The organism is Spongiivirga sp. MCCC 1A20706, from assembly GCF_046524175.1.
Taxonomy (GTDB): Bacteria; Bacteroidota; Bacteroidia; order Flavobacteriales; family Flavobacteriaceae; genus Spongiivirga.
Map to the genome: position 1 here is coordinate 50,388 of NZ_JBEFZF010000004.1, position 18,554 is coordinate 68,941.

Here is an 18,554-nt window from a genome sequence, read left to right on the forward strand (position 1 = left end):
TCAAAAGAACATGGGAAAGACAACAGGATTTTTAGAATTTGAAAGGGTTGATGAAGGCTACGTTGCAATTGAAGAACGTGTTAAAAATTACAAGGAATTTACCGTACCACTTGCTGAAAAGAAATTAAAGGATCAAGGTGCACGATGTATGGATTGTGGCATACCATTTTGCCACAGTGGTTGCCCGCTAGGCAATTTAATTCCTGATTTTAACGATGCGGTATATCAAGGAAAATGGGAAAAAGCAGCTAGTATTTTGCACAGTACCAATAACTTCCCTGAGTTTACCGGACGTTTGTGTCCAGCGCCATGCGAAGAAGCGTGCGTGCTAGGTATTAATGAGGATCCGGTTTCTATAGAAAATATTGAAAAGAATATTGTTGAGACTGCCTTTAACAAGGGATGGATCACAGCGCAAGTTCCAGAAAACAGAACAGGGAAAAAAGTTGCCGTTGTAGGTTCAGGTCCGGCAGGATTGGCTGCAGCACAACAGTTAAATCGCGCGGGACATCTGGTAACTGTTTTTGAACGGGATGAGAAGGTTGGTGGACTGTTGCGCTATGGCATTCCGGATTTTAAAATGGAAAAAAATGTGATCGATCGTCGCTTGACTATTTTAGAAGAGGAAGGAATCGTATTTAAAACAAATGCTCATATTGGTAAAAATATCCCCGTCGAAAAGTTGCAATCTGATTTCGACGCGATTGTATTATGCGGTGGAGCAACTGTTAAACGCCAACTGCCTATAAAAGGTGCACACTTAAAAGGTGTTGTACAAGCAATGGATTTTCTGCCACAAAATAATCGAAGAGTAGATGGTGTTGAATATCAAGGTGATGATATTTTGGCAACAGACAAAAATGTAATTGTTATCGGTGGGGGTGATACGGGATCTGACTGTATAGGAACTTCAATTCGTCATGGTGCGAAGTCTGTAAAGAACTTTGAAATCATGGTTAAAGGAACCACCGATCGTCCTGAAGGTCAGCCTTGGCCATTCTGGCCCATGCGTTTGCGTACCAGTACATCGCATAAAGAAGGTGCAGAGCGATTTTGGGGTATTAGTACTAAAGAGTTTGTTGGTGATGAAGAAGGAAATTTAAAGGGTCTGGTTACTTGCGAAGTAGAATGGATTAAAGAAGAAGGAAAAAGACCAGTGTTAAAGGAAGTGCCTAATACCGAAAAGAAATGGGATTGCGATCTTGCTTTATTGGCGCTCGGTTTTACTGGAGCTGAATCAACCTTGCCTGAGCAATTAGGATTGGAAATGGATCCTAGAACCAATATTAAGGCAACTGCAAGAGACTATCAAACGAATGTTCCTGGTGTTTTCGTGGCAGGTGATATGAGGAGAGGACAATCACTTATTGTTTGGGCAATTTCTGAAGGTCGTCAAGCGGCCCATCATGTTGATGCTTATTTAATGGGGAATTCAAACTTACCATTAAAAGGTGAAGGAGATTTGCCGAGAGTTTAGTTGGTTGAAAGGATTTCGATATATTATATTAAATTCTGTACTAACCCCCTAGAATAAAAACACTCAATCAGATAATTTTCTTGCCACATTAGATCGAGTGTTTTTTGGTTTGAACGATAGTGAAAAACTAAAAAATGTATAGAGATCCTTTGGTTTATCTAATTTCTTCTTAAATAAATATTCCCATAACCGGCGTCCACTTTCATTCTTGTTTTGCCATTATTAAGCTGAAGTTTCATTTTTTTCTTACCCGCATTTACTTCTTCCGATTTTATTTGAAAATCGAGGTTGCTATAAATCGAGAATGCGGTCGCATCAATGATAACTTCGGATTTTTTCGGAAGCTCAATCTTAATCGATCCATCGTGGCTAATTAATGAAGAAATATTAGAAGGAAGAACACTATTAAATTCCGCTTCAATTTTCCCATTCAGTGTATTTGCAGTTATTGGACCAGAGACATCCTCCAACATGATATTCCCATTTTCAGTGGTTATTTCAACTTCACCTTGAAAATCTTCTAACCATAATGATGGCGGCCAAAACAACTTTCTTGTCAACTCTTGATTTTCACACTCAGTAGTGTTCCATTGAAGTTTTAATGAGTTGGGAATCAGGATGTCGAAAGTCCTACCTGCGAGGATATAGTTGCCCCTAGGCTTTTCCATTATTTTCTCAACCAAAGATATAACGCCATTACTTTCTTCAATAATCAAGTAGCGTTGTTTTTTCTTTTCAGCAGTGTGGATTTTGGCAGATTTATAGTACGGATTGTCGTCTGGGTTTACCTTAAGATTTCCAAGTTGTTCAAGACCCCTTGATGCTTTTTTAATAGCATATTTGCTATTATAGTTTCGTCTGTAAATTGAATCATTTTTGTGAACCATCCATACGAATCCTGGATAATTTTTTTTGCCGTCTGTTTCGATAATAATTTTGTCACCATCATAGCCTTTAATTTTCACGGTAGTTTGTAAGCATAGGTTTAATGTTCCCTTATTAAAAGAAATCTCCTTTTTCTCCTCTGCAACCACTGTCGCGCAGATTAATAAGTATACTACTATTAGTGTTTTGATTTTCATATTATTCGTTTTTAAGATTGATCATTGCTATTGATGCGTTTCCTTTTACTTCAGGAAATGTTTGCTTTTGTTCTATTAACTTTTTTAGTGGTTTTTCCGCGCGCTCTTCCTTTAATTTCATAACAGCGTCAATTAATTTTAACTGCACTAGTGGTTCTTCTTCTGTTTCTAATGCTTTTACCAATTGTAATCGCATAGCCTCATTGTTTGGAAACTTTAAAAGTGCATCGATGACAGCGATTTTTACATTGTTATTACTGTCTTTATGTAACAGTTCAAAAAGTGTTTTTAGCAAACGATCATCTTCCTTTTTATAAGTATCCTCATATTCATAAATAGCTTCTAATCGCACACTAGTAGATTCATTTACCATGCTAGATACTAGCTGCTTGGTCAACTTTTCGTCTTTTCTTTTCTTATTAATGAAAATTATACCTAGACTGCTTACTAAAATGACACTTGCTGCAATCAGCCATTTTTGGATTATTACTTTTCTAATTCCTGAGGAATGCATTTCAGTATTTAAAAGCAGTTCAAAATTGATTTTTGCTTCAGGAGGCATCTTTTTTTCGGGAAGTTGATCTTTTTGCTCTTTTATATATTTTTCTAAACTCATGATAGTTTATATTCCTTTAAAATGTTAGCCAGCATTTCTTTTCCTCTTTTATACTGATTACGAACAGTACTTTCATTTAACTCAAGTTTTTGGGCAATTTCTCTATGTGAATATTCTTCAATTAGATACAAAACAATAATGATCCGATATTTATCTTTTAACTTACCCATAGCATTCATGACATTATCGATCTGCAAATTAGGCATCGAATGCACCTCTATTTTTTCAGGTATTTCTTTATCTAGTGTTACCCATTTGATCCTGTTGTTTTTCTTTAAAAAGCCAAGCGATTGGTTGATCACAATTCTTTTGAGCCAACTTCCTAAACTTGATTCGTCACTAACCGTTGAAATTGATTTAAATGCTTTGATAAAAGTGTCATGAACTACATCTTGAGCATCTGCATCGTTCCCAATTATTCTTGAACTTACCGTATAAAGCATGTCTTTGTATAACTCATAAACTGCTATCTGGGCTTTATAGCTGTTCGCTTTGCACGCTTTAATTAGTTCGGTTTGTTCCAAGAAGTTTGTTTAGTTCTTATTCTAATAACTACTAAGATGCGTTTTTGTCTCAAAAAAAAATGAAAATTGTATTGAATTCTATCCTACAAGATGCGTTTGGTAATTTATTTAAACCGCGAATACGTTTATAAATTCTTATTAAAAAACTGGCTTACTTTCAAATTAGTTGCTTGAAAAGACTTCAACCATCTAAAAACTAAACTTCACTCCCAACTGGGCTCTCCATCTAGAGTTTTGCGCATCCGTTACCCAGGGAGTAGTACCTTCTGGAATGTTGAAGGTGTATCGAGGAGTACCATTTTGAATATCGACAAAACGCAATAAGCTAAAACTTGAATTCACCACATTTGGTACAAAAACTAATCGACCCCAATCTCGATTAACAAAGTTCAACACATTTAGCATATCTAATGAAACGGTGATGCCTTTTCCGTTTTTTAGTTTTCGATTATACGACAATTTCATATCTAACTCATGATTCCAAGGAGTGCGTGCACCATTGCGCTCGGCAAACTGACCCCTACGCTCTGAAAGATAATTGTCGTTTTCAATAAAGGCATTCAACTGTTCCCATTGTTGCTGAGCCGTTGTAATTACTACGTCATTACTGTCGGTTATATCAATTAAGTTAATCTCACTCTGGTTGCTAGGTACAAAAATCAAATCGTTTCGGGAAGAGCCATCTCTATTGGGATCACCTTGATACACGTATGAAAAAGGACTACCAGAACGGCCACCATATAAAAATGAGACCAATACATTGTTTACATCGTTAAAATTGTATGAAAATGAATGAGATGAAACTATTTTATGTCTTAAATCAAAATTAGAAAATGATAGGCTAGGATTGTTTCCAGAAACTGCCTGATTCCATTCGAAATTCGCTGCTGGACTACTGCGCACAGTACTTGAAATGTCTTTACTTTTTCCGTAAGTATATCCTAGATAACCATCGTAGTTTTTTAGTTTTTTATTGACAGAAGCCGTGATATTATAGCGATATCCTTGGTCGGTATTGGTTAATAAAAATACATTGGTGAAATTTGGGTTGATTTTAATGTCATCACCCGTTTGTAAAAAGTAAGGGCGATCATCGGCTCCCACAAAATTTCCTATATCATTCCGTCGGTTAATCGATTGGAAGAAAATACCATTAACAATGTCGGTATATGTGGCTTCTAAACCAAAGTTCCAATTGTTTTTTAATGAAATGTCGATCGCCATATTCGACTTCCACTCTCTGGGAAGTTTAAAATTGGTGTCCAACAAATTGATTTCTGTTAGCCCCGGTTGTTGTACTACTAAATCATCTAAATTTTCTGTTAGCGGTAGCGGTCCATCCGGTCTTAAATCGATATTAAAGTAATTGGTGCCGGAAATGTATTCAACATAGGCGAACCATAAATAGGGTAGTCTACCTGAAAATAATCCAGTACCTCCGCGCAGTTTATACGTCCTATTGTCATCTAAGAAATACGTAAACCCAAACCTGGGATTAACCTGTGGTGCTTTCGATAGTTTATTGTCAAAACGACTAAATTCTGGTGTATTTTGAACTTCTTGACTTATCGGTAGATCTTCAGGAAGGGATTGCGCATCAAGTCGAACACCGAATGAAAGCGATAGCCGATCAGAAGCACGAAAATTATCTTGAGCATACAAAGCCCCTTCAAATACTTTAAATGAGGCAGATGGTGTATTACTCACAAAATCGAAGTTATTATTATTCACATTATACACACCACGCACTCGTCTCGGATTGTCATTTAAAAAGTCTTCGACAGATCGGTATTCCCAACGGCCGTTCCATGCCGACAAAAATCCGTAGTCGATATTATTTAATTGTGCAAATCCACCAAATTTAAAACTGTGATTGTTTTTAATGTAAGTGAATTTATTAGAGAGTTGAACGGTACTAAAATCGGTACCATAAACCGATGCCTCGCGATAGGTGCCAGCAAAAATCCGGTCAGAAGCATTAACTGCAATTTGAATATGTGGAAAAACTCGCCCGTCAAAATCTCTACCTTCTTTTACAGTATTATACCCTATCGAAAGCACATTGGATGTGTTATTGGTTAGATTCGATTTTAGTTCTACAGCCAAACTGTTTGCCGTGCTATTATGCCGATATCCTTGATTGCCAAAGTTTAGAAAAGACGCATTTCTCTCTAAATTATCAGTAAAACTTTTTACATAATTATTTCTTATCGTTAGTTTATGCTTATCAGATATGTTGTAATCGAGCCTTGCGAAAAGTTTTGTGCTTGATGTTTCAAGTGCAGCATCACCAAAAGTACCAGGGTCATAATTGTAATTATTTATAAGATGATCAGCAATGGATTCTACCACATCTAATGAAAAATTTGAAGTAGCAGTACCGGGTGCATTTAAAACGGGAATTTTAGCCAGGGCTTGTTCAAAATTGACGAAATAAAAAAGTTCATCTTCTTTTAACGCACCGCCAATCGAAACACCAAATTGTGTGTCATAGAAATTGCTTACTTCTTGCTTAATACCGTCTGAAAAACTACCGATTAATGTCTGGTTGTTTCCAAATGCATATAATTCTCCTTGAAACTTATTAGTTCCGTTTTTTGTAACCACGTTGATGTTGGCACCACTAAAATTCCCAATACTTACATCAAAAGGAGCAATTTTAACTGACAGTTCCTTAATCGCGCCAAAACCGATTGGTTGGGATCTTGACAAACTTCCCGGTGTTCCATTTGCTTGAGAACCTGATGCGCCACTTGCTGGCTCTTGAAAGCCAATGATGTCATTGTTTGCAATACCATCAATATTTAAATTGTTAAATCGATTACTGGCACCGGCAAATGAATTTAGGTTGGCTTCCGGGAGATTTTTAGTTAAATCCTGAATACCACGAGAAATGGTAGGTGTTTCATTTAATTTTTTATTACCAAGTAGCACTTCGTTTCCCTGTTTAAGTCGATTGTTGGAGTTATTGGCGCTTAGTACTACTTCTTCTAAGGTGACGTTTTCTTCATTTAAAACAAAATCTTTATAGGTAACCGTTCCTAAGTTTATAGCGATACCGCCCAGTTTTTTTGAGCTAAAACCAATTGAACTTACTGCTATTTGGTAACTATTTGAAGGAGGTAGGTTATTTAGAATATAAAACCCTGTTTCTTGTGTAATAGTGCCGTATTTGAAATTAGTTTCAGTATCAATAACAACAATATTGACAAATGGTATCGGGTTGTTTTTTGAATCTTTAACTGTGCCTTGAAGGGTTCCTGTGGTTTCTTGGGAAAAAGTGAATATGGGTAAAAAAATAATAACGAGGAATATCCTCTTCAAAAAATCGAACATTAAGTAGTGTTATGTATAAAGAAAATGGGTGTATATGTCTTGATAAATATAGCAACCTTACATAAAAAGCATCATTTAACATGGTTTTTTGTTAAATAACATGTTTCCAAATAAATAAAAAGTGACTAATCGCACCACCGAGCACGAAAAAATGCCAAATAACATGATTGTATGGTATTTTTTTAATGGCATAGAAGACAATGCCTATAGTATAGAAGGCTCCGCCCAGCATCAACCAAAAAATACCATCTGAAGAATGGATGGAGGTCATGGCTTCCCAATCCCAGACAATCAACCACCCCATAACCGCATATAATATTAGGGAGATCGCTTCAAACTTTCCGGTAAAAAATAGTTTTAGTAAGGTACCGACTGCGGTTATTCCCCAAACTACGTAAAAAAGTGGCCAACCTTTACTTTCAATTAGACTTATAAGGCAAACCGGAGTATAAGTGCCGGCTATAAGAAAATAGATGCTTATGTGATCTAACTTTCTTAAGTTCGATTTACTTCTAACATTTTCAATGCTATGATATAGTGTAGATGCTGAAAAAAGTAATACAACAGAAAAGCAATACGTAATGATCGAAATAGTGCTGTAGCTGGTTTTACTATTGTTATCGGTTAATAATATGAATAAGCCAATTACTCCTAGTATAGCGCCCAAAAGGTGCGAGCCGGCATTCCAACGTTCTTCGGTTTTTGAATACATTGGGTCAAAGATAAATGAAAAAGGAGCGCTACGCTGCAAGAATCTAGAGCCAAAAAACAAGACCGTGAAAGGTTAGATAATCTATGAAATATTGAGTTTATATCGACTCGTCGTAGGCTTCCTTTAGCCATTTGATCAATTCTTGATCGATATCATTTAGGTTCGTTAATTGAACACGATGTGTGCACATGGTGCCAAATGGTCCTGAGTTGCCTAATCGATCTGTAGTTGGTTTGTTTTTGAACTTCAACCCCAGATCAATTCTTGTTTTTGTGGCAGGCTTTATTAATGCAAATTGCCGTTTTCGAATAATACTAACGCTAGTTTTTTTGGGCGTAATGGTCACGTCATCCCCAAAATTGCTTACTACAGAAATAAGCTTATCATGCATGGGTTTTAGCGTTTCTTTTCCTCTGTATTGATTGAAGACAAGATCGTCTGTGCTATCATTATCTTCTTTTGATAGACTGACAATGGTATTGGCAAATCCATGAGTTACACCATGCTCTTCTTTTAAAAACTTAACAGCTTGACCATGTTTTTCAAATGATTTTGTTTTTAAGATTGTTTTCCACTCTTCTAACGACTTACCGGTTTTTTCCGGCATATTATTAATCATAGTTTGTAGTGCCTTTTCCATACATTAAAATTTTACTTTTTCACCTGTTTCTAAATACTTAATCAGGTTGAGATACCCTGCCTCATTCCCCTTTATAAAGAAGTGAAGTAATTCTTTATACTTTCTAGTGTTTTTATATCCTATCCCGTAAGAAGTAACTTCCGTGTTCGATGCATTAATTTCATCAAAATAAATAATGTTGTAGAAATCTTGAGCATCTTTTTTCATAAACTCTGGAAAGTGCGGAGATAGTTCCGCTTGAAGTGTGATTACTTTTTTAGGAACAAAATTGATGATGTTATTGACGATTGTACTGCTATCTCCGATTGTTGCATTTTTATCGTAACTAGATCGAATGCTTCCACCTATCTTAAAATCAACTTCAGCTAAAGGAACAAAAACAGATTCCCAGCCTTTTTTGGTTGTAAACACATTCCAAACGTCTTCTAATGGTGCCTTTATGTAAAATTTTTGAATTAGGACAATGTTACCTGTATGTGTTGAATCAATCGTTGATTCTACTCGATTTTTGTTTATAAGATTTGTTTGAGAAAATGTCAAACAAGAAAATAAAAAGGTGCACCCTAGAAGAAAACAACGTTTCATATTTTTAATTTGAACTAAAATACAATATCAAATACACTCCGGTATTGTAAAAAATTAACCTTTGCTATCAAGTGGGAAAAAGTTAGGTTGATTTTTATGATGATCAAATGCAATGAATTCTTCTGGATTGAAGCCTGAGAATTCTTTAAACTCTTTTATAAAATGAGCTTGATCGGCATAGCCCGTATCATGCGCTACTTTAGCCCATTCTGGTTTTTCTTTGTTTTGAATTTGCCCTAACAGATTATTAAAACGCATTATTCTGTGAAAAACCTTAGGAGTAAGTCCAACATATTTTTTGAATTGTTGTATTAAATGTTTTTGAGTTTTTGAGTATTGCCTGATAATTCCACTGTGATTGGCAACTGGATTTTTGGTGAAACTATCAATAATTGTAATAAGCTCTTCTTTCGGTGTTCTGGTTTGATCATACTCAGATTTCAACCAACTTTGTACTTTAGAAAATTTGGTTTTGAAATCTTCGATTACCATTAATTCGTTTCTTAGAATAACTATTTCCTCGCCAAAAATTGAACTGGCATCCACCACACTGTTATTAAGTTCATTGACAGAAATTTTTAAAAACGGATGTGCTCCATAAGGTTTAAACTGGATTACCAGCATTTCTGAGTTTTCATGTGCTGATATAGATAGATAATTCTTATGCATTCCAGATATCCATACGTTATTAAAAATTCCGTTTGGTTCTAAATTGTCATTGTCAAAAGTGTTTCGTTCGATACCATCTAATTCAAAAATAATAAATAGATGCCCTGTTGGCACCACACGTTCGATAGAATGATCGGGCATAAAACCCTTGTAATAAAATATAGACTCGATGTAAGTGCTAAAAGGTTGGGAAAGTGGACAAATTTCGAATTGCATTACATCAATAAAAAAGGGTTGAGCTTTCAATGTACTAAGAAAGACTCAACCCTAAAAATTATTTTGTAATACTAACTACCCTAAAAACGGATAACGATAATCTGTTGGTGTAACAAAGGTTTCTTTAATTAACCTTGGAGAAACCCAACGGAGCAAGTTTTGTGCTGATCCTGCTTTGTCGTTAGTTCCTGAAGCGCGTGCACCACCAAATGGTTGTTGACCAACTACTGCTCCTGTTGGTTTATCATTTATATAAAAGTTCCCAGCCGCGTTTTGCAATGCAGTGGTTGCTTCTTCAATGGCGTAACGATCGGTTGCTAAAACAGCACCTGTTAATGCGTAATCCGATGTCTCATCAACTAATTGTAATGTCTCCATCCATTTATTGTCATCGTAAACATAGACAGTAACTACAGGTCCAAATAACTCTGTTTCCATTGTAGTGTATTTTGGATCTTTAGCCACAATTACAGTTGGCTCAATAAAGTACCCTTTGCTCTTGTCATAACCACCACCTGCAAAAACTTCTGAGTCACTATCAGCTTTTGCTTGATCAATATATTTCGCAAGCTTATCAAATGAGCCCTCATGAATAACCGCTGTCATGAAGTTACTCATGTCCTCCGGGCTCCCCATTTTAATACTATCAATATCCGCTTTTACGAAATTTAATATTTCGTCAGCAGTCGATTTTGGTAAGTACACCCGAGAAGCAGCGCTACACTTTTGTCCTTGAAATTCAAATGCACCTCTAGTAATTGCGGTAGCAACTTGTTTGGTATTGGCTGATGGATGCGCTACAATAAAGTCTTTACCGCCAGTTTCCCCTACAATTCGTGGATAGGTTTTATAATTATGGATATTCTCACCAATCTTTTTCCAAAGTTCTTTAAAAACATAAGTCGATCCGGTAAAATGTAATCCTGCAAAATCAGGGCTGTTTAACACAGTTTCCGTTATCATAACAGGATCACCATAAACAACATTAATAACCCCGTCTGGAACGCCCGCTTCTTTAAAAACATCAACAATCACCTGAGCGGAGAATACCTGGCTGTCACTTGGTTTCCAAACTACTACATTACCCATCATTGCCATGCAACTGGTCAAATTTCCTGCAATTGCAGTAAAGTTAAATGGTGTAACGGCATAGGTGAATCCTTCTAACGGTCTATATTCAACGCGGTTCCATAAACCTTCGTTACTATCTGGTTGCTCAGCGTAAATCTGAGACATGTATTCAACATTGAATCTTAAAAAGTCGATTAACTCACATGCTGCATCAATTTCCGCTTGATGGATGGTTTTTGACTGAGCGATCATAGTAGCTGCATTGATCTTTGCGCGGTAAGGACCCGCAATCAAATCAGCTGCTTTTAAAAAAATAGCCGCACGTTGTTCCCATTTCATTTGAGACCACTTTTTTCGAGCTTCTAAAGCGGTACTAATGGCCTTTTCTACATGACTTTTATCAGCTAAATGATAGGTGCCTACTACATGTTGATGATCATGTGGCGGGGTCATATTTCGGGTATTACCGGTGCGAATTTCTTCACCATTAATGTACATTGGTATATCAACATTACCGTTAAAATATGATTGATATTGTGCTGCCACAGCATCTCGTTCTGGTGTCCCCGGTGCGTAAGATTTTACGGGCTCATTAATTGCGGTTGGTACTTGAAAAAAGCCTTTTGACATGGATTTTTTAGTTTTTGTGTTTAAGAGCAGCAAAAGTACCAAAAAAGCAACATTTAAATAACTGCGCAGAAGGCGTTTCTCATATTTTTTGTAAGTTGCCAACAGATTTCTGACCAAACCTACATGTGTACAGTTACTTTTTTATATAAGGGTGATGATCAATTCATTCTTACTTCTAATAGAGACGAAGCCCCGGCACGTAAAACAGTGCCGCCAACCATATATAATGATCTTGGCATTAAAATGATCTATCCTAAAGATGTGGTTGCTGGTGGAACGTGGATAGGCGCTAGCGAACAAAAGAGGATTGTTTGTTTGCTTAACGGCGGTTTCGAATTACATAAAAGAAAATTACCATATCGTAAGAGTAGAGGACTTGTTGTAAAAGAGTTTCTTGCGGCTTCTGACATTAATTTGTTTTGCAATACCTATAACTTTGATAATCTAGAGCCTTTTACCATGATTTTAGTTGATTGGAATGAAGGGCTACAGTTAATTGAAATTGTTTGGGATGGTGAAGAAAAACACCAGCGAGAACTTCCTTTAACATCACACATTTGGTCTTCTTCAACCTTGTATACCGATGAAATGAAAGTAAAACGAAAAGACTGGTTTGAGGATTTTAAAATGCAAGCTGATTTTAGTGAAGAAGCCATTTTGAATTTTCATAGAACAGCCGGCGATGGTGACATTACAACTGATGTGATGATGAATCGTGTTTTTGTAAGAACTGTTAGTATTACGCAAATAAAAAAGAATAGTCGAGATATCGATGTTCAATATATTAATGTGTTGAACGAAGAAGTTTTAAGTACCAACCTGCAATTAAATAGTTCGTGGAGTATAACGGAAAGATAATATCAATAGCGTATCCTGATACTTTTGTCACGATGTCTACCGAAGCAATTTGTAAAGTTTTACCTTGGGTGGGAATCGGCACAAAAGAATATTTAAAGGCAGGCCATGCGGCCCTTGTTTTGATATCCAATGATACAGAAATGGCCTATTACTATGATTTTGGTAGATATATTACTCCACAAGGGAAAGGGAGAGTTCGAGGCGCATTGACTGATAGCGAACTTGAAATTCCTTTTAGGGCAACCTTTGACAAAGATGGTACCTTGATCAATCTGGATGATTTTTTATTGTGGTTAGATGCAAATCCTCATAAAACTCATGGCGAGGGTCGATTAGTAGCTTCGGTTTGTGAAGATATTAATTTTGAAGCGGCACAGCATTATATTATGAACTTGCAGCGTAAAGGGAGTATACCTTACGGTGCATTCGACAAGAGAGGAAGCAATTGCTCTCGTTTTGTAACGGATACCATTTTATTTGCTACCCGTAACCGTCGTATAAAACTAGGCTTAGGCTTCAACAAACTTTTTACACCTAGTCCTTTAGGAAATGTTCAAAAGGCAGCGACTATTGGTAAAATGTTTTCTGTTGAAAATGGAAATATTTCGGTTTATGATCGATCGGTGTTTGTTGAGAATCTTACCAATTACTTTCATAAAAAGCCTGGAGAAATCACTTTTGATGAAGAAGAAAAGTACCCGCTTCCTGCCAATGCGCAATATCTCTCTGGTACGGGTTGTGGTGCGTATTTTGTTCTTGAAAAGGTGCAGAAACGGTATGAATATCGTATTCAAAAATACGATGATCATGGACGCTTAGATCATGATGGTATTTTTGAAGTAAACGATGCTGATTTCAATATAAACCAGTTTTATCAATTTATGTATGACAGCAATTGTCAATATTGTCACATAAAACAAAACGGTTATATATTTCAGTTCGATTTTTTAAGAAAAACTATAAAAAAGGAAAAAACACCTAGTTTACGGCAAAAGGGGCGCTTAACTTAAAGTTAGGAATAGTCGCTTTAATATGACCGTTGGTGTTTAGATTAATAAGGTTATAATAGCCTTGCATAGCACCTATTGGAGAGGAAAGCAGGCAACCGGAGCTATAAACATGTGATTTTCCTGGTGCGATAACAGGTTTTTTCCCAACGACTCCTTCGCCGTCAACAGTTTCTGTAGTATTTAGCGCATCAAGCACTTCCCAATGCCTTGAGAGTAATTGCACGGTGTCTTCGCTTAAGTTTTCGATAGTTATTTTGTAGCCAAAGGCAAAGTGCATTTTATAATCTTTATAAAACGTACCTTCAAAATTAGTCGTTACCGAGATTTTAATACCGCTGGTAATTTGTGTAACCATGAGTTCACTTAAGGTGATTAAAGATATTAATTTTAGTGAGTGAATGGTAAACTTTAACTATTTGCTTTTGTAAGAAATGTGAAATAATTAGTTGGTAATGACTGAAGAATCACCAAGGCCGACACCGATTACACTATCATACATAGCACCGAATTTTCTAAAGTAAACTAAAACCGTGTAGTTGTTTTCGGTTTGAGATAATGAGCCACTAATTGAAACATCATTGATAATTCCGTTGTCGACCGTTACATATTTGTAGTTGTAAAAACCTTGTTTAAAAAGTGCATTACCTTTATATAACCCAACCTTTTGATCTAAAAGCAATTCATATTCATCGGTTACCTGATAATTATTAAATTTTCCTACGACATATACTTTTTGCAGCCCAATATCACTGTTGTAAGGCAGACTAAAATGCATTCGGGCATAATCGGCTTCAATATCGGGGTCTCCGTTAACTGAAGTGACTAAAAAGTCTCCATTAATATCGGGATTGTAAGTATAGGGAAGACCACTTCTTATTTCGTCGGTATATAGATATTGATTATAAATTGTACCAAGCTCAACATGTGATACATTAATATTCGATGTGCGAATGTCTTTACTGTCAAAATTTAGAAACTCATTTCCACCATCAAATCGTGCCTGCTCATCGTATCGATATTGCAGTTTATTTCCTAGTACAAACTGAGGTTTAAGATCAGTGATAGCGGTATCCCAAAGATAATTTTGTAGGATGGCTACTTTTATTTCTTTTTCCGGATTACGGTATTGCAAGCTATTGGTATTAATGTCAAGTTGTACCACTTGTTTTTGGTCAATTACAGCAACGTCACGAGCTCGTTTAATGGTGACACCGACATTAACTATGTTTTCATACACTATAAAACGTCGGGAAAACATGAGGTCGCCCTGCTGATTAAAAATTTCAAGAATATAATTGCCGCCGATTTTAAAGCGGGTTTTGTTATTTGGTAAACTCAGCTCATAGTGCGAATAGATCGTTAGCGCATTTAATGAGTTACGGTAATTAATTATTCTTTCGTTGTCAAAGCCGTCAAGAAATCGGTTTTTAGGAATGTTAGAAGGTGTCCAATCAAAATTACAATGTGTCAACTTGTAATAGTAGTTGGCTTCGTCGCCATTTAGGTCATCAAATTTTAACAGTACACTTTCATTTAATTTAATAATCGGAAACTGATCATCATCATCGCTACCTTTAAAAACAATCGTTTTGATGTTTTCTGGCGGATTTTCCTCATACTTTATCTGGGCAATGGCAAAATGACCAACAAAAATAAAAAGCAATAAATGTTTAAGGTTCATGCTGATAAATCCGATTTATTTTGGCTAAAGATAAACAAAATGTGTGCCTAAGTTAATTTTGTTATTTAGAATAATTATAAATAAAAATTACAGCCAATTCACACCTTTTAGATTGGTGTTTTAATTAGTAAATTTGCACGAAATTTTAGAACGGAATTTTCTAAATAATATTCTGGAAATATGTCTAAAGACATTCGAATTAAAAAGGGTTTAGATATTAAACTCAAGGGGCAAGCAGAAAAGGTTTTATCCGATGCTCCTAAATCACAAATTTTTGCAATAAAACCCACTGATTTTCACGCTGTAATGCCAAAAATGGTAGTTAAAGAAGGTGAAAGTGTAAAACAAGGTCAGGTTATTTTCTTCTCAAAATACAGCGATCAAGTCAAATTTGTTTCACCCGTAAGTGGTGTTTTAAAGGAAATTGTACGCGGAGCAAAACGAAGAATTCTGGAAGTGCGTATTGAAGCGGATGACAAAAATATCGCTGTCGAGCATGGATCGAAGAACCCGACTGAAATGTCTGGTGAAGAGATCAAGAATTTTATCTTAGAGAGTGGTTGTTGGCCATTTATTAAACAACGACCGTATGATGTAATTGCTAATCCGGTGGATGCGCCTAAAGCTATTTTTATTTCAGCTTATGCTACCGCTCCTTTAGCTGCTGATATTGAATTTGCTCTTAACAACGAAGAAGAGGCATTTCAGACTGGTGTAAATGCTATTTCTAAGCTAACGGAAGGGAAAACACACTTATCAATTGATAAAACGGGTAATTCCTTTTTGAACAATATCAATAATGTTGAGGTTCATCGAGTTTCAGGACCACATCCTGCTGGAAATGTTGGGGTACAAATACATCATATCGACCCGATAAATGCAGGTGAACGCGTTTGGGTAATTAACCCTGCGGATGTAGTTATTATTGGTAAGCTTTTTTTAACCGGTACGTTTGATCCGTCTAGGATAATTGCCGTTGCAGGTTCTTCAATAAAGAACCCTAAATATTATAAAACAAAAATAGGTGCTCAAATTTCAACTTTTGTATATGATGCAGGAGTTGAAAATCCTGAGCGTGTACGTATGATCAACGGAGATGTTTTAACAGGTGATGAAGTTCAGCCAGATAATTTCCTAGGTTTTTACAACACCACGTTCTCAGCGATTCCTGAAGGAAATAATTACAGAATGTTCGGATGGGTTCCATTTATTGGGAATAATATTCACAGTATGTCACGAACTTCATTAGCGTGGTTGTTTAAAAACAAGCGTTTTGAAGCAAATACCAATTTAAATGGTGAAGAACGAGCTTTAGTAGTAACCGGTGAGATGGAGAAAGTAATGCCGATGGATGTGTTTCCTATGCAACTTATAAAAGAATGCATGGCCGGTAACATTGAAAAAATGGAAAACCTAGGTATTTATGAGGTAGCACCTGAAGATTTTGCCTTGATCGATTATGCATGTACTTCTAAAATTGAGGCACAGGCTATTATTCGTGAAGGCCTAGATATAATGATTGAAGAAGTTGGATAAAAAATAGACTATGAAATTTTTAAGAAAACAACTCGATAAAGCAAAGGAAAATTTCAAGCCAGGAAGTAAGTTTGAAAAATTTGCTCCAGCGCTTAACGCATTCGATACCTTTTTATTTGTACCTAATCACACTACAAAAAAAGGGGCTCATATTCGAGATGCGGTAGATTTAAAAAGAACAATGATCACAGTTGTTCTTGCATTAGTACCAGCCTTGATATATGGTATTTATAATGCAGGTGCTCAATATTTCGGCCAGACAGGTGAAGAGTTCACCTTTATGGATGCCTTTATACATGGTTCGTGGAAGATTGTTCCTATGATTGCTGTATCCTATATTGTAGGTTTAGGTATTGAATTTGGGTTTGCTGTGTATCGCGGTCATGAAGTAAATGAGGGATATTTGGTAACGGGCTTGCTAATACCAATGATCATGCCGGTTGACATCCCATTGTGGATGGTGGCTGTGTCAACTGCTTTCGCAGTAGTAATTGGTAAGGAAGCATTTGGAGGTACCGGAATGAATATCTTAAATCCAGCACTAACAGCACGTGCATTTGCCTTTTTTGCGTATCCTACGTACATGTCAGGAAACGAAGTATGGGTCTCTGAAGCTTCTGCTTCAAAAGTAGATGCCATAACTGGGGAAACCATTCTTGGTTCTCTTGCTTCGGGAAATGAAGTGAGTTATACGTTTATGGATATGTTTAGCGGAGCCATTCCTGGATCAATTGCAGAAACTTCTACACTGTGGATATTAGTAGGAGCAGCCGTATTGATCCTGACTGGAGTTGGAAGCTGGAGAATCATTGTAAGCGGCTTTATTGGTGCTGCTGCTATGGGACTTATTTTTAACGCATTTTCAGTAAATGCATTAATGAGTTTTGAGTGGATGAATCACCTCGTGGTTGGAGGACTGGCATTTGGTGTTGTTTTCATGGCAACAGATCCTGTTTCGGCGGCTCAAACTACTAGGGGAAAATGGATATATGGCTTCTTGATAGGACTTTTCGGCATCATGATTCGCGTATTCAATCCAGCCTATCCCGAAGGTATTATGTTGGCAATACTGTTAATGAATGTATTTGCACCAACAATTGATCACTATGTGATACAGGCAAATATTAAAAGAAGAAAGAAACGTTTGGCGGCAGTCCAAGCTTAATTATATCAAGCATGAATAGAGATAGTAACGCGTATACATTTTTATTTGCAGCGGCAATGGTTGTTGTGGTAGCGGCATCACTAGCTTTTGCAGCAACATCGCTTAAAGATCTTCAGCAAGAAAATGTGCGTAAAGAAAAAATGCAAAATATTCTGTATACCATCGGAATTGAAACTGATAGAGATGGCGCGGAAGAGTTATTTGGAAAATACATTCAAGAGCAACTTGCTTTAAAACCTGGTGGAGGTGTTGATGCTGAAAGAGATGCTTTTAAGATTGAACTTTCAAAAGAGGTTAAGAAGCCTGTAGAAGAGCAGCGTTTTCCTTTATATGTTGCCAATGTAGAAGGTAAAAAGTACTATGTTATTCCTTTATATGGTGCAGGACTCTGGAATGCCATCTGGGGATATGTTTCCTTAGAACAGGACATTAATACAATTAAAGGAACCATTTTTGATCACACCGGAGAGACATCTGGTCTTGGTGCCGAAATCACCCAAAAGTGGTTTCAGGATCGTTTTGAAGATGAAAAAATCTTTAACGAATCGGGCGAACTAGTAGGGGTTACTGTATTAAAAGGTAATAATGATCCTAACGGAGAAGATAAGACAGATAATGAGGTAGATGCCATATCGGGTGCTACCATTACTGGTGATGGGGTAACCGATATGTTTAAAGAGCGTTTACAGCACTACCTTCCTTATATAAAATCACAAAAAGCAACATTTGCTTTAAAATAATCATCC

17 protein-coding genes are annotated in these 18,554 nt (G+C 36.5%); 6 read left to right on the forward strand and 11 right to left on the reverse strand.

All coding sequences use genetic code 11. The annotated features are described in order from the left end of the window. Positions 1-10: 10 nt before the first annotated feature. Positions 11-1,477, forward strand: a complete 1,467-nt coding sequence (locus ABN763_RS10505) for a glutamate synthase subunit beta (protein WP_410485417.1) — start codon at positions 11-13, stop codon at positions 1,475-1,477. A gap of 158 nt (positions 1,478-1,635) precedes the next feature. Here ABN763_RS10505 and ABN763_RS10510 read toward each other — a convergent pair whose 3' ends face one another. The 9 genes from ABN763_RS10510 to pruA form a co-directional block, all read right to left on the reverse strand. After that, positions 1,636-2,559: a DUF4097 family beta strand repeat-containing protein gene (locus ABN763_RS10510; protein ID WP_410485418.1), complete on the reverse strand. Its 924-nt coding sequence runs from the start codon at positions 2,557-2,559 to the stop codon at positions 1,636-1,638. A gap of 1 nt (position 2,560) precedes the next feature. Beyond that, on the reverse strand, positions 2,561-3,175 hold the full coding sequence (locus ABN763_RS10515) for a HEAT repeat domain-containing protein (RefSeq protein ID WP_410485419.1): 615 nt from the start codon (positions 3,173-3,175) through the stop codon (positions 2,561-2,563). Then, positions 3,172-3,699, reverse strand: coding sequence for an RNA polymerase sigma factor (locus tag ABN763_RS10520; protein WP_410485420.1), 528 nt, complete (start codon positions 3,697-3,699; stop codon positions 3,172-3,174). The genes ABN763_RS10515 and ABN763_RS10520 overlap by 4 nt, the downstream gene beginning before the upstream one ends. Before the next feature lie 189 nt (positions 3,700-3,888). Next, complete coding sequence (locus ABN763_RS10525; RefSeq protein ID WP_410485421.1) at positions 3,889-7,035, reverse strand: carboxypeptidase regulatory-like domain-containing protein; 3,147 nt, start codon at positions 7,033-7,035, stop codon at positions 3,889-3,891. A gap of 91 nt (positions 7,036-7,126) precedes the next feature. Continuing rightward, a complete protein-coding gene (gene trhA / locus ABN763_RS10530) occupies positions 7,127-7,747 on the reverse strand; it encodes a PAQR family membrane homeostasis protein TrhA (RefSeq protein WP_410485422.1) in 621 nt (206 codons plus the stop codon). A gap of 97 nt (positions 7,748-7,844) precedes the next feature. Further along, positions 7,845-8,387 (reverse strand): DUF4287 domain-containing protein, encoded by a 543-nt coding sequence (locus tag ABN763_RS10535; protein WP_410485423.1) that lies wholly within the window; start codon positions 8,385-8,387, stop codon positions 7,845-7,847. 3 nt (positions 8,388-8,390) lie between these two features. After that, entirely contained in the window at positions 8,391-8,972 is a 582-nt protein-coding gene (locus tag ABN763_RS10540) for an SRPBCC domain-containing protein (protein WP_410485424.1), read from the reverse strand. 54 nt (positions 8,973-9,026) lie between these two features. Further along, entirely contained in the window at positions 9,027-9,857 is an 831-nt protein-coding gene (locus ABN763_RS10545; protein WP_410485425.1) for a DUF6597 domain-containing transcriptional factor, read from the reverse strand. Between the two features lie 75 nt (positions 9,858-9,932). Then, the gene (gene pruA / locus ABN763_RS10550) at positions 9,933-11,558 is read right to left on the reverse strand and encodes an L-glutamate gamma-semialdehyde dehydrogenase (RefSeq protein WP_410485426.1); all 1,626 of its coding nucleotides are present in this window, start codon (positions 11,556-11,558) and stop codon (positions 9,933-9,935) included. 123 nt (positions 11,559-11,681) lie between these two features. Here pruA and ABN763_RS10555 point away from each other — a divergent pair, with 123 nt between their 5' ends. Together ABN763_RS10555 and ABN763_RS10560 are read left to right on the forward strand one after the other, a co-directional pair. Next, positions 11,682-12,416, forward strand: coding sequence for an NRDE family protein (locus ABN763_RS10555; RefSeq protein ID WP_410485427.1), 735 nt, complete (start codon positions 11,682-11,684; stop codon positions 12,414-12,416). Then, positions 12,395-13,426 carry a DUF6695 family protein gene (locus tag ABN763_RS10560; protein ID WP_410485428.1) on the forward strand — a complete coding sequence of 344 codons (1,032 nt, stop codon included), beginning with the start codon at positions 12,395-12,397 and terminating at the stop codon, positions 13,424-13,426. The genes ABN763_RS10555 and ABN763_RS10560 overlap by 22 nt, the downstream gene beginning before the upstream one ends. On the opposite strand, the gene apaG is transcribed toward ABN763_RS10560, so the two are convergent. Both apaG and ABN763_RS10570 read right to left on the reverse strand, forming a co-directional pair. Then, on the reverse strand, positions 13,395-13,781 hold the full coding sequence (apaG, locus tag ABN763_RS10565) for a Co2+/Mg2+ efflux protein ApaG (protein WP_410485429.1): 387 nt from the start codon (positions 13,779-13,781) through the stop codon (positions 13,395-13,397). The two genes, ABN763_RS10560 and apaG, sit on opposite strands and share 32 nt — an antisense overlap. Before the next feature lie 87 nt (positions 13,782-13,868). Then, positions 13,869-15,107, reverse strand: coding sequence for a DUF5103 domain-containing protein (locus tag ABN763_RS10570; protein WP_410485430.1), 1,239 nt, complete (start codon positions 15,105-15,107; stop codon positions 13,869-13,871). A 180-nt stretch (positions 15,108-15,287) separates the two neighbouring features. Here ABN763_RS10570 and ABN763_RS10575 point away from each other — a divergent pair, with 180 nt between their 5' ends. The 3 genes from ABN763_RS10575 to ABN763_RS10585 are packed head-to-tail and all read left to right on the forward strand — an operon-like array spanning position 15,288 to position 18,548. Then, on the forward strand, positions 15,288-16,643 hold the full coding sequence (locus ABN763_RS10575) for a Na(+)-translocating NADH-quinone reductase subunit A (RefSeq protein ID WP_410485431.1): 1,356 nt from the start codon (positions 15,288-15,290) through the stop codon (positions 16,641-16,643). 10 nt (positions 16,644-16,653) lie between these two features. Next, the gene (locus tag ABN763_RS10580; RefSeq protein ID WP_410485432.1) at positions 16,654-17,808 is read left to right on the forward strand and encodes an NADH:ubiquinone reductase (Na(+)-transporting) subunit B; all 1,155 of its coding nucleotides are present in this window, start codon (positions 16,654-16,656) and stop codon (positions 17,806-17,808) included. A gap of 11 nt (positions 17,809-17,819) precedes the next feature. Next, positions 17,820-18,548 carry a Na(+)-translocating NADH-quinone reductase subunit C gene (locus tag ABN763_RS10585; protein WP_410485433.1) on the forward strand — a complete coding sequence of 243 codons (729 nt, stop codon included), beginning with the start codon at positions 17,820-17,822 and terminating at the stop codon, positions 18,546-18,548. Positions 18,549-18,554: the final 6 nt, after the last annotated feature.

Coding starts and splice junctions, on each gene's coding strand:
- ABN763_RS10570 (WP_410485430.1), bottom strand. CDS start 15,107: ATGAACCTTAAACATTTATTGCTTTTTATTTTTGTTGGTCATTTTGCC.
- ABN763_RS10555 (WP_410485427.1), top strand. CDS start 11,682: ATGTGTACAGTTACTTTTTTATATAAGGGTGATGATCAATTCATTCTT.
- ABN763_RS10580 (WP_410485432.1), top strand. CDS start 16,654: ATGAAATTTTTAAGAAAACAACTCGATAAAGCAAAGGAAAATTTCAAG.
- ABN763_RS10535 (WP_410485423.1), bottom strand. CDS start 8,387: ATGGAAAAGGCACTACAAACTATGATTAATAATATGCCGGAAAAAACC.
- ABN763_RS10515 (WP_410485419.1), bottom strand. CDS start 3,175: ATGAGTTTAGAAAAATATATAAAAGAGCAAAAAGATCAACTTCCCGAA.
- ABN763_RS10545 (WP_410485425.1), bottom strand. CDS start 9,857: ATGCAATTCGAAATTTGTCCACTTTCCCAACCTTTTAGCACTTACATC.
- ABN763_RS10510 (WP_410485418.1), bottom strand. CDS start 2,559: ATGAAAATCAAAACACTAATAGTAGTATACTTATTAATCTGCGCGACA.
- ABN763_RS10525 (WP_410485421.1), bottom strand. CDS start 7,035: ATGTTCGATTTTTTGAAGAGGATATTCCTCGTTATTATTTTTTTACCC.
- ABN763_RS10505 (WP_410485417.1), top strand. CDS start 11: ATGGGAAAGACAACAGGATTTTTAGAATTTGAAAGGGTTGATGAAGGC.
- trhA (WP_410485422.1), bottom strand. CDS start 7,747: ATGTATTCAAAAACCGAAGAACGTTGGAATGCCGGCTCGCACCTTTTG.
- pruA (WP_410485426.1), bottom strand. CDS start 11,558: ATGTCAAAAGGCTTTTTTCAAGTACCAACCGCAATTAATGAGCCCGTA.
- apaG (WP_410485429.1), bottom strand. CDS start 13,781: ATGGTTACACAAATTACCAGCGGTATTAAAATCTCGGTAACGACTAAT.
- ABN763_RS10585 (WP_410485433.1), top strand. CDS start 17,820: ATGAATAGAGATAGTAACGCGTATACATTTTTATTTGCAGCGGCAATG.
- ABN763_RS10575 (WP_410485431.1), top strand. CDS start 15,288: ATGTCTAAAGACATTCGAATTAAAAAGGGTTTAGATATTAAACTCAAG.
- ABN763_RS10540 (WP_410485424.1), bottom strand. CDS start 8,972: ATGAAACGTTGTTTTCTTCTAGGGTGCACCTTTTTATTTTCTTGTTTG.